The sequence below is a fragment of the Pseudomonas sp. GL-B-26 genome, from assembly GCF_019947405.1.
GTDB lineage: Bacteria > Pseudomonadota > Gammaproteobacteria > Pseudomonadales > Pseudomonadaceae > Aquipseudomonas.
On the sequence record NZ_JAGYGJ010000008.1, the window covers coordinates 157,971 to 167,038 of the forward strand.

Here is a 9,068-nt window from a genome sequence, read left to right on the forward strand (position 1 = left end):
ATTTGGTGGTTTTGAAGGCCCCTTCGCGAGCAAGCCCGCTCCCACAGGGGATTTGTGAACGACACAAATCAAATGTGGGAGCGGGCTTGCTCGCGAAGGAGGCGACTCGGTCTCTAGACTTGTGCCTGAGCGCCCTCGAACCACGCCAGTTTCTCGCGCAATTGCACCACTTCACCAACAATCACCAGCGTCGGCGCATGCACTTCATGCTCCGCCACCAGACTTGGCAAATCCGCCAAGGTGCCGGTAAACACCCGCTGATTGACGGTGGTGCCCTGCTGGATCAACGCCGCGGGCGTATCTGCTGCGCGACCATGTTTGATCAACTGCTCGCAGATGATCGGCAAGCCCACCAGCCCCATGTAAAACACCAGGGTTTGCGCCGGCGCGACCAGGTCGGCCCACGGCAAATCGGTGGAACCGTCCTTGAGGTGCCCAGTGACAAAACGCACTGACTGCGCGTAGTCGCGGTGCGTCAGCGGAATCCCGGCATACGCCGCGCAACCGCTGGCCGCGGTGATACCCGGTACCACCTGGAACGGGATGCCATGGGCCGCCAGTTCTTCGATCTCTTCACCGCCGCGACCGAAGATGAACGGATCACCGCCCTTCAACCGCACGACCCGCTTGCCTTGCTTGGCCAAATCCACCAATTGCTGGTTGATCTGATCCTGCGGCACGGCGTGATCGGCGCGACGCTTGCCGACGTAAATCCGCTCGGCATCGCGACGGCACAAATCCAGAATTGCGGGCGCCACCAAGCGGTCATACAGCACCACATCGGCTTGCTGCATCAGACGCAAGGCACGGAACGTCAGCAGGTCGGGATCACCCGGGCCGGCGCCCACCAAATAGACTTCGCCCGTTGCATTCGGTGCTTCACCGGCAATTTTCGCCAGCATCAAACGCTCGGCTTCGGCGCCCTGCCCGGCCAGTTGCCGGTCGGCAATCGGCCCCTGGAACACATCTTCCCAGAACGCCCGACGCTGCTGCACATCCGGAAACAGGCGTTTGACCTGACTGCGGAACCGCGCTGCCAGGCCGGCCAGTTGACCGTAGGTGGAAGGAATCCAGGTTTCCAGTTTGGCCCGAATCAACCGCGCCAGCACCGGCGCATCGCCGCCGCTGGAGACCGCAATAATCAAAGGAGAACGGTCGACGATCGCCGGGAAAATCACGCTGCACAGGGCTGGCGCGTCCACCACATTGACCGGCACACAACGCCGATGGGCATCAGCGGAGACTTGTGCGTTCAGCGGTTCGTCGTCGGTGGCGGCGATGATCAGCCCGCAACCGTCCAGGTCCGATTCAACGTAACCTCGGACTAAACACTCTCCACCACTGCCGGCAACCAGTTCGCGCAGTTGCGGTTCGATTTCAGGTGCGACCACCCGCAGCAGCGCACCGGCTTCGGCCAGCAGGCGGGATTTGCGCAAGGCAATCTCCCCCCCGCCGACGACCAAGACACGACTGCCGCGAAGGTTATGGAACAGCGGCAGATAGTCCATTTAGCCGATGACCTCAAGGCCACCCATGTACGGTTTCAGCACGTCCGGCACACGGATCGAACCGTCGGCTTGCTGGTAGTTTTCCAGCACCGCCACCAGGGTACGACCGACCGCCAGGCCGGAACCGTTCAGGGTGTGCACCAGTTCAGGCTTGCCGGTTTCCGGGTTGCGGAAACGCGCTTGCATGCGACGGGCCTGGAAATCGCCGCAGTTGGAGCACGACGAAATCTCGCGGTATTTGTCCTGGCTCGGGATCCACACTTCCAGGTCGTAGGTCTTGACCGCGCTGAAGCCCATGTCGCCAGTGCACAGCGCAATAGTGCGATAAGGCAGCTCGAGCAATTGCAGGACTTTTTCGGCGTTGGCCGTCAGGCCTTCCAGCGCTTCCATCGAGGTCGACGGCTCAACGATCTGGACCATTTCAACCTTGTCGAATTGGTGCTGACGGATCATCCCGCGCGTATCGCGTCCCGATGCACCAGCCTCACTGCGGAAGCAAGGGGTGTGGGCGACGAACTTGATCGGCAGCAGTTTCGAATCGACGATTTCGCCAGCGACGATGTTGGTCAGCGACACTTCGGCGGTCGGAATCAGGTACAGATCGGCTTCGCCTTCGCGAGTGATCTTGAACAGGTCTTCTTCGAACTTCGGCAGCTGACCCGTGCCTTGCAGCGCCGGCGCTTGAACCAGATAAGGCGTGTAAGCCTCTTCGTAACCGTGTTCGCTGGTGTGCAGGTTGATCATGAACTGCGCCAGGGCGCGGTGCATACGAGCGATCGGGCCGCGCAACAGGGCGAAACGGGCACCGGACAGTTTGGCGGCGGTTTCGAAGTCGAGCCAGCCGAATTTCTCGCCCAGGGCCACGTGATCCTGAACCGGGAAATCGAACGCGGCCGGGGTGCCCCAGCGGCGCACTTCGACGTTGCCGTCTTCGTCATCACCGATCGGCACGGATTCGTGCGGCAGGTTCGGGATGCCGAGCAGGATTGAATCCAGATCGGTCTGGATCCCGTCCAGCTCGACTTTACCGGCGCTCAATTCATTCGCCATGCGCTCGACGTCGGCCATCAACGGTGCGATGTCTTCGCCGCGCTGCTTGGCCTGGCCAATGGATTTGGAGCGCGCATTACGGTCAGCCTGCAGTGCTTCGGTGCGGGTCTGGACGGTCTTGCGCTGTTCTTCCAGCGCTTCGATGCGCGCAACATCCAGCGTGTAGCCACGGGATGCCAGGCGGTCCGCTACGTCCTGAAGGTTGCTACGTAACAGTTTGGAATCGAGCATGTCGGTCTCTCGTTATCAAAGTTTGGTCAAGGACAGGCCAGCCCAGGTAGCGAGCAGCCCGCCGAATACGCTGATGGCAGCATAGACAAAAGCCAGCGGCATTTGCCCGGTTTCCAGCAGGCGCACCGTATCCAGTGAAAAGGATGAAAAAGTCGTCAGCCCCCCGAGGAAGCCGACCATCAACCCGGCGCGCACCTCCATCGGCACCTCCGGGCGTACTAAAAACAGACCGTATAGAACGCCGATCAGCAAACAGCCGACGATATTAACGGCCAGCGTCGCGGTATAGAAGTGCCGCGGCCAATTAGCGTTGATCCAGTTACCAGTGGCAAAGCGCAAAAGCGTTCCGGCGATACCGCCCACAGAAACGGCAACGATCAAAGGGATCACTATTTTCTCCGCTGCCGGGGGCTGAGACGGTCAAGTTGCGCCAGGTGATTGAGCTTTTCGCCGATCTTCAGCTCCAGACCACGCGGCACCGGCTGATAGAACGGTTGTGGCTCGAGTTCTTCCGGGAAATAGTCTTCGCCAGCGGCGTAAGCGTCCGGCTCATCGTGCGCGTAACGGTATTCGTCGCCATAACCCAGTTGCTTCATCAGCTTGGTTGGTGCGTTGCGCAGGTGCAGCGGCACTTCCAGCGAACCGTGTTCGGTGGCGCTGCGCATCGCGGCTTTGAAGCCCATGTACACCGCGTTGCTCTTCGGGGCGCAGGCCAGATAAGTAATGGCCTGGGCCACTGCCAATTCGCCTTCGGGACTGCCGAGGCGCTCCTGCACCTCCCACGCCGCCAGGCACAGGCTCAAGGCGCGGGGATCGGCGTTGCCGATGTCTTCGCTGGCCATGCGCACCACGCGCCGGGCCAGATATAACGGATCGCAACCGCCGTCGATCATCCGTGCAAACCAATACAGCGCGCCATCGGGGTTGGAGCCGCGCACGGATTTATGCAGCGCAGAGATCTGGTCGTAAAACGCTTCACCGCCCTTGTCGAAACGCCGGCGGGTATCTCCGAGCAGGCTTTGCAGCAGGTCAACGCCGATCTCGCTGTTGTCTTCAGCCAGGTCCGAGGCGTTTTCCAGCAGGTTGAGCAGACGCCGGCCATCGCCATCGGCGGCCGACAGCAGCATCTGGAAGCCTTCATCGCTGAGGGTCAATTGCCGCTTGCCCAAACCACGCTCTTCAGTCAGCGCGCGATGCACCAGTTTGCGCAGGGCCGCTTCGTCGAGGCTTTTGAGCACGTAGACGCGAGCCCGGGAGAGCAGCGCATTGTTGAGTTCAAACGAAGGGTTTTCGGTGGTTGCGCCGATGAAAATCAGCGTGCCGTCTTCAACGTATGGCAGGAACGCATCCTGCTGAGACTTGTTGAAGCGATGCACTTCATCGACGAACAGGATGGTCCGCTTGCCGTACTGCCCGGCCTGCTGCTTGGCGATTTCCACCGCCTGACGGATTTCCTTCACGCCGGCCAGTACCGCCGAAACCGTTTCGAAGTGCGCATCCGAGACTTCCGCCAGCAGACGCGCCAGTGTGGTTTTTCCCACACCCGGCGGGCCCCAGAAAATCATCGAGTGCAGGGCACCCTGCTCCAGCGCTTCGCGCAAAGGCTTGCCGCGAGCGAGCACGTGTTCCTGACCGACGTACTCGTCCAGATTGGCCGCACGCAAACGGGCGGCCAAGGGCTGAGCAATCGGGGCACTGCGAAACAGGTCCATCACGTATTGTTAAAACCTCACTTATTGCGCAGTACTCATGCGTGGCGAAAATCCTGTGGCGAGGGAGCTTGCTCCCGCTGGACTGCGCAGCAGTCCCATTTTTGGGGGCGCTTCGCGCCCCAGCGGGAGCAAGCTCCCTCGCCACAAAAGCTCACTCCTACAGGTATTGCGTTTTATTCCTGGATCACGTCCGCACCCTTGGGGATGTCGAACTTGAACTTGGACGCAGGAATCGGTTCGTTGGCTTTCACACCGGTGAACAGGATGTTGGTACGCTGACCGACGCTGTCGATCATCTGCATGTCGTTGACCAGGCCATTGCGGAACGATAGGCGCAGGCTGTCGAACAGGGTGTCCTTGGTTTTCGGCTTCAAGGTGAAGTCGATCACGCCACCGGCTTCCTTGGCGCTGATGTCGAAGCTCTGGCTGATCTTGGACACGTCACCGGACAGCAGCAACGCCGGAGTCTGGGTCAGGCGCTGATCGAGGTTCTTGATGGTGGCCTGCTCCAGGTCCGGATCCCACAACGTCACCTTCTTGCCGTCGGAGACCATCGTTTGTTCCGCCGGGGCATTGGTGTGCCAGTAAAACAAGCCAGGACGCTGCAAGGACATTTCACCCGCGGTTTCCTGCAACCGGGTGCCGCTGCCGTCGAGGGTCAGCTGGGAGAAACGCGCGGTCAGGGTCTGGGATTTTTCCAGCAATTGGGTCAGACGCGCCACGTCCTTGTCATCGGCGTGGGCCGAGAGCGTGGTCAAAGCCAAAACCGGCAGCAACAGCATGCGGATAAGACGCATGGGAGTCCTCATAACATTCGTGGGGGTGCGATGGCGCGTCATTACGCCACCGCGTTTCAATCAATTCAGTCGCGTACCGGGCCCGGAGCCAGGACTTCACGCGAACCGTTGGTGTTCATGGACGTCACGACCCCGGCCATCTCCATGGCTTCGATCATGCGCGCGGCGCGGTTGTAGCCGATTTTCAGCTTGCGCTGAACCGCAGAGATGGACGCACGACGGCTTTCCAGTACGAACTGCACCGCTTCGTCGTAAAGCGCGTCGGATTCACTGTCTTCGTCGCCGCCGCTGCCGCCTTCAAAGCCGCTACCCGGCTCTTCGACACCGGCGAGAATCTCGTCGTTGTATTCCGGCGCGCCGCGCAGTTTCCAGGCTTCGACCACCCGGTGAACTTCGTCATCGGACACAAAGGCCCCGTGGACACGAATCGGCAGACTGGTGCCCGGCGGCATGTAAAGCATGTCACCGTGGCCCAGCAGTTGTTCGGCGCCGCCCTGGTCGATGATGGTCCGGGAGTCGATCTTGCTCGACACCTGGAACGCCATACGCGTCGGAATGTTGGCCTTGATCAGACCGGTGATCACATCAACCGACGGCCGCTGGGTCGCCAGGATCAAGTGGATACCGGCCGCACGCGCCTTCTGGGCGATACGGGCGATCAGTTCTTCAACCTTCTTGCCGACGATCATCATCATGTCGGCGAATTCGTCCACCACCACGACAATCGTCGGCAGCTTGGTCAGCAGCGGCGCTTCGTCGTGAATGCTTTCGCGCTTGTACAACGGATCGGTCAACGGCGTACCGGCGTCCTCGGCTTCCTTGACCTTGGCATTGAAGCCCGACAGGTTACGCACGCCCATTTTCGCCATCAGCTTGTAGCGACGCTCCATCTCCGCCACGCTCCAGCGCAGGGCATTGGCGGCGTCCTTCATGTCGGTCACGACCGGGCACAACAGGTGCGGAATGCCTTCATAGATCGACAGCTCAAGCATTTTCGGGTCGATCATGATCAGCTTGGCGTCTTCCGGGCCGGACTTGAACAGGATCGACAGGATCATCGCGTTCACGCCCACCGATTTACCGGAACCGGTCGTACCGGCTACCAGCAAGTGAGGCATTTTCGCCAGGTCGGTGATGACCGGCTTGCCACCAATGTCGTGACCCAGTGCCAAGGTAACCGGCGACTTGAAGTTGTCGTACTCGGGGGTCGACAGCACTTCGGAGAAACGCACGATCTGCCGGTCTTCGTTAGGAATCTCGATACCGACGGTGGTCTTGCCGGGAATCACTTCCACCACGCGCACGCTGGTCACGGCCAGGGAACGTGCCAGGTCTTTCGCCAGGTTGGAGATGCGGCTGACCTTGACGCCGGCCGCTGGCTGGATTTCGTACCGGGTAATCACCGGGCCCGGGTGAATCGAATCCACCGAGACTTCGACACCGAATTCCTTGAGCTTGATTTCCAGCAAGTGGCCGACGGCCGCCAAGGATTCAGGCGAGTAATTGAGTTGTTTCTTCTCTGCCGGGTCGAGTATCGAGATCGGCGGCAAGGTGCCTTCGACGGCGCTGTCGACGAACAATGGCGCCTGTTTCTCTTTTTCCACGCGCTTGCTGGGAGCCGCAGGTTTGGGCGGAGCTGGCGCAATCACCGGCGGCACCTGCTTCTCGCGGTCCGACATGTGCTTGCTCAAGGCTTGCTCGCGTTCGATCAGGCGCTCCTTGACCTTGGCCTGCTCGCGTTTGTCGGTGACGGTCGGCGCCACCACGTCATGCACGCGATCATCGACTTCACGCAACTGCGCAACCAATTGTTTGCGCTCGACTCGGGCCGCCCACCAGCGGTTGGCCGCGCCCTGGAACAATTCGAACAGGTCGAGGGTGATCTTGCCGGTGAGGTCCATCACTTTGAACCACGACAGGTCGGTGAACACCGTCAGGCCGAACAGGAACAACGCGATGAACAACAGCGTACTGCCCTGGATATTCAGGGCGTTCCTGGCCAGATCGCCAAGGCTTTCGCCTAGCGCGCCGCCAGCGCCGGCCGGCAGACCGGTCGCGGCGTGGAAATGAATATGGGCCAGGGCCGCGCCCGACAGCACCAGAAACACCAGGCCGATCAGGCGCCAGGAGAACAGCCAGCCGCTCCACTCCCACTGTTCGTGGCGTTGACGGAAGATTTGATAAGCCTTGATCGCCAGCAACAGCGGGAAGATGTAGGCGAAGTAACCCAACACCATGAACAGGATATCGGCGCTGTAGGAGCCGACCGGTCCGCCGAAGTTCTGCACATCGTCGATCTTGCTGTTATGACTCCAGCCCGGATCGTCCTTGCCGTAGGTCAACAAGGCCATCATCAGGAACAGGCACAAGCCGCCGATGGCGATCAATGCACCTTCCTTGAGCCGGTAGTGCAATTGCTGGCGCCAGAGCGGAACGACTGTTTTTGGTGCTGCGGTGGATTTCTTCAAAACGCTTCTTTTCCTGCGCCTGTGGCGCGTCCATCTGTTGATTGACTATAAAAAACTGCCCAATCCAGGCAGGCAAAAAAGATAACAGGTGTAACTGGGACTACTTTTAACACTACGCTCCGGTTTTTATAAACACGGCGCGCAGCGCTTATTTTATTACAAGCACTGTAACAGGCAGGCATTGTACGGGTTTGTTCGTCCGATGCCATGCTTGAAACCCAAGGTGTAGCATAGCCAACAGCACATAACGCGCGGTTCAATTTGAGCATGCATTCTCTTTTGTGACAAAGGCTTATGAGGTGTTTTTATGAGCGAAGCGAAGCATTCCCGCCTGATCATTCTGGGTTCCGGCCCTGCCGGTTACAGCGCAGCCGTTTATGCCGCTCGCGCCAACCTTAATCCCGTTGTCATTACCGGCATACAGGCAGGTGGCCAGCTCACCACCACCGTCGAAGTCGACAACTGGCCCGGTGATGTCGAAGGCCTCACCGGCCCGGTGCTGATGGAACGCATGCAAAAACACGCCGAGCGCTTTCACACAGAGATCGTCTACGACCACATCCACACCGCCAAGTTGCAACAGCGCCCGTTCGAACTCATCGGCGACAGCGGCACTTACACCTGTGACGCGCTGATTATCGCCACCGGCGCCTCGGCGCAGTACCTGGGTCTGCCATCGGAAGAGACATTTGCCGGCAAAGGGGTGTCGGCCTGCGCGACGTGCGACGGTTTCTTCTACCGCAATCAGGTGGTCGCAGTCGTTGGCGGCGGCAACACGGCAGTTGAAGAAGCGCTGTACCTGTCGAATATCGCCAAGGAAGTTCACCTGATTCACCGGCGCGACAAGTTGCGCTCGGAGAAGATTCTGCAAGACAAGCTCTTCGAAAAAGCCGCCAAAGGTAATATCCGCCTGCACTGGAACCAGAATCTGGATGAAGTACTGGGTGATGCCAGCGGTGTGACCGGCGCCCGCTTGCGGGACAGCCACACTGACGAAACCAGTGAATTGCCGCTGACCGGCGTGTTCATCGCCATCGGCCACAAACCCAACACTGACCTGTTCGAGGGTCAGCTGAAAATGCGTGCCGGCTATCTGCTGGTCAAGGGCGGCAGCGAAGGCGACGCTACCAGCACCGAAATCCCGGGCGTGTTTGCCGCCGGTGACGTAGCCGATCACGTTTACCGCCAGGCCGTAACCTCTGCCGGGGCCGGCTGCATGGCCGCGCTGGACGCCGAGAAGTATCTCGACGACATTCCAGTCGTTTGACGGCACACTTCACGGTGGGCCCACCCGCCCATCAC

The 9,068-nt window shown here is 60.1% G+C and carries 8 protein-coding genes; 1 reads left to right on the forward strand and 7 read right to left on the reverse strand.

All coding sequences use genetic code 11. The annotated features are described in order from the left end of the window. Positions 1-113: 113 nt before the first annotated feature. From cysG to KGB23_RS07810, 7 genes are all read right to left on the reverse strand, one after another. Entirely contained in the window at positions 114-1,508 is a 1,395-nt protein-coding gene (gene cysG, locus KGB23_RS07780) for a siroheme synthase CysG (RefSeq protein ID WP_150656271.1), read from the reverse strand. Beyond that, a complete protein-coding gene (serS, locus tag KGB23_RS07785) occupies positions 1,509-2,789 on the reverse strand; it encodes a serine--tRNA ligase (RefSeq protein ID WP_150656272.1) in 1,281 nt (426 codons plus the stop codon). Positions 2,790-2,804: 15 nt separating this feature from the next. Then, positions 2,805-3,179, reverse strand: coding sequence for a fluoride efflux transporter CrcB (gene crcB / locus KGB23_RS07790; protein WP_223430567.1), 375 nt, complete (start codon positions 3,177-3,179; stop codon positions 2,805-2,807). Continuing rightward, on the reverse strand, positions 3,179-4,501 hold the full coding sequence (locus KGB23_RS07795; RefSeq protein ID WP_008029505.1) for a replication-associated recombination protein A: 1,323 nt from the start codon (positions 4,499-4,501) through the stop codon (positions 3,179-3,181). The genes crcB and KGB23_RS07795 overlap by 1 nt, the downstream gene beginning before the upstream one ends. A 173-nt stretch (positions 4,502-4,674) precedes the next feature. After that, positions 4,675-5,298: an outer membrane lipoprotein chaperone LolA gene (lolA, locus tag KGB23_RS07800; RefSeq protein ID WP_223430568.1), complete on the reverse strand. Its 624-nt coding sequence runs from the start codon at positions 5,296-5,298 to the stop codon at positions 4,675-4,677. Positions 5,299-5,363: 65 nt separating this feature from the next. After that, positions 5,364-7,766 carry a DNA translocase FtsK gene (locus KGB23_RS07805; RefSeq protein WP_223430569.1) on the reverse strand — a complete coding sequence of 801 codons (2,403 nt, stop codon included), beginning with the start codon at positions 7,764-7,766 and terminating at the stop codon, positions 5,364-5,366. Next, complete coding sequence (locus tag KGB23_RS07810; RefSeq protein WP_150656275.1) at positions 7,763-8,035, reverse strand: hypothetical protein; 273 nt, start codon at positions 8,033-8,035, stop codon at positions 7,763-7,765. The genes KGB23_RS07805 and KGB23_RS07810 overlap by 4 nt, the downstream gene beginning before the upstream one ends. A 38-nt stretch (positions 8,036-8,073) precedes the next feature. Here KGB23_RS07810 and trxB point away from each other — a divergent pair, with 38 nt between their 5' ends. Further along, the gene (gene trxB, locus KGB23_RS07815) at positions 8,074-9,033 is read left to right on the forward strand and encodes a thioredoxin-disulfide reductase (RefSeq protein WP_223430570.1); all 960 of its coding nucleotides are present in this window, start codon (positions 8,074-8,076) and stop codon (positions 9,031-9,033) included. Positions 9,034-9,068 lie beyond the last annotated feature (35 nt).

Bases quoted from the DNA above. Each gene is read 5' to 3' on its own strand.
- cysG (WP_150656271.1), bottom strand. From the start codon at position 1,508: ATGGACTATCTGCCGCTGTTCCATAACCTTCGCGGCAGTCGTGTCTTG.
- KGB23_RS07810 (WP_150656275.1), bottom strand. From the start codon at position 8,035: ATGCTCAAATTGAACCGCGCGTTATGTGCTGTTGGCTATGCTACACCT.
- lolA (WP_223430568.1), bottom strand. From the start codon at position 5,298: ATGCGTCTTATCCGCATGCTGTTGCTGCCGGTTTTGGCTTTGACCACG.
- serS (WP_150656272.1), bottom strand. From the start codon at position 2,789: ATGCTCGATTCCAAACTGTTACGTAGCAACCTTCAGGACGTAGCGGAC.
- trxB (WP_223430570.1), top strand. From the start codon at position 8,074: ATGAGCGAAGCGAAGCATTCCCGCCTGATCATTCTGGGTTCCGGCCCT.
- KGB23_RS07795 (WP_008029505.1), bottom strand. From the start codon at position 4,501: ATGGACCTGTTTCGCAGTGCCCCGATTGCTCAGCCCTTGGCCGCCCGT.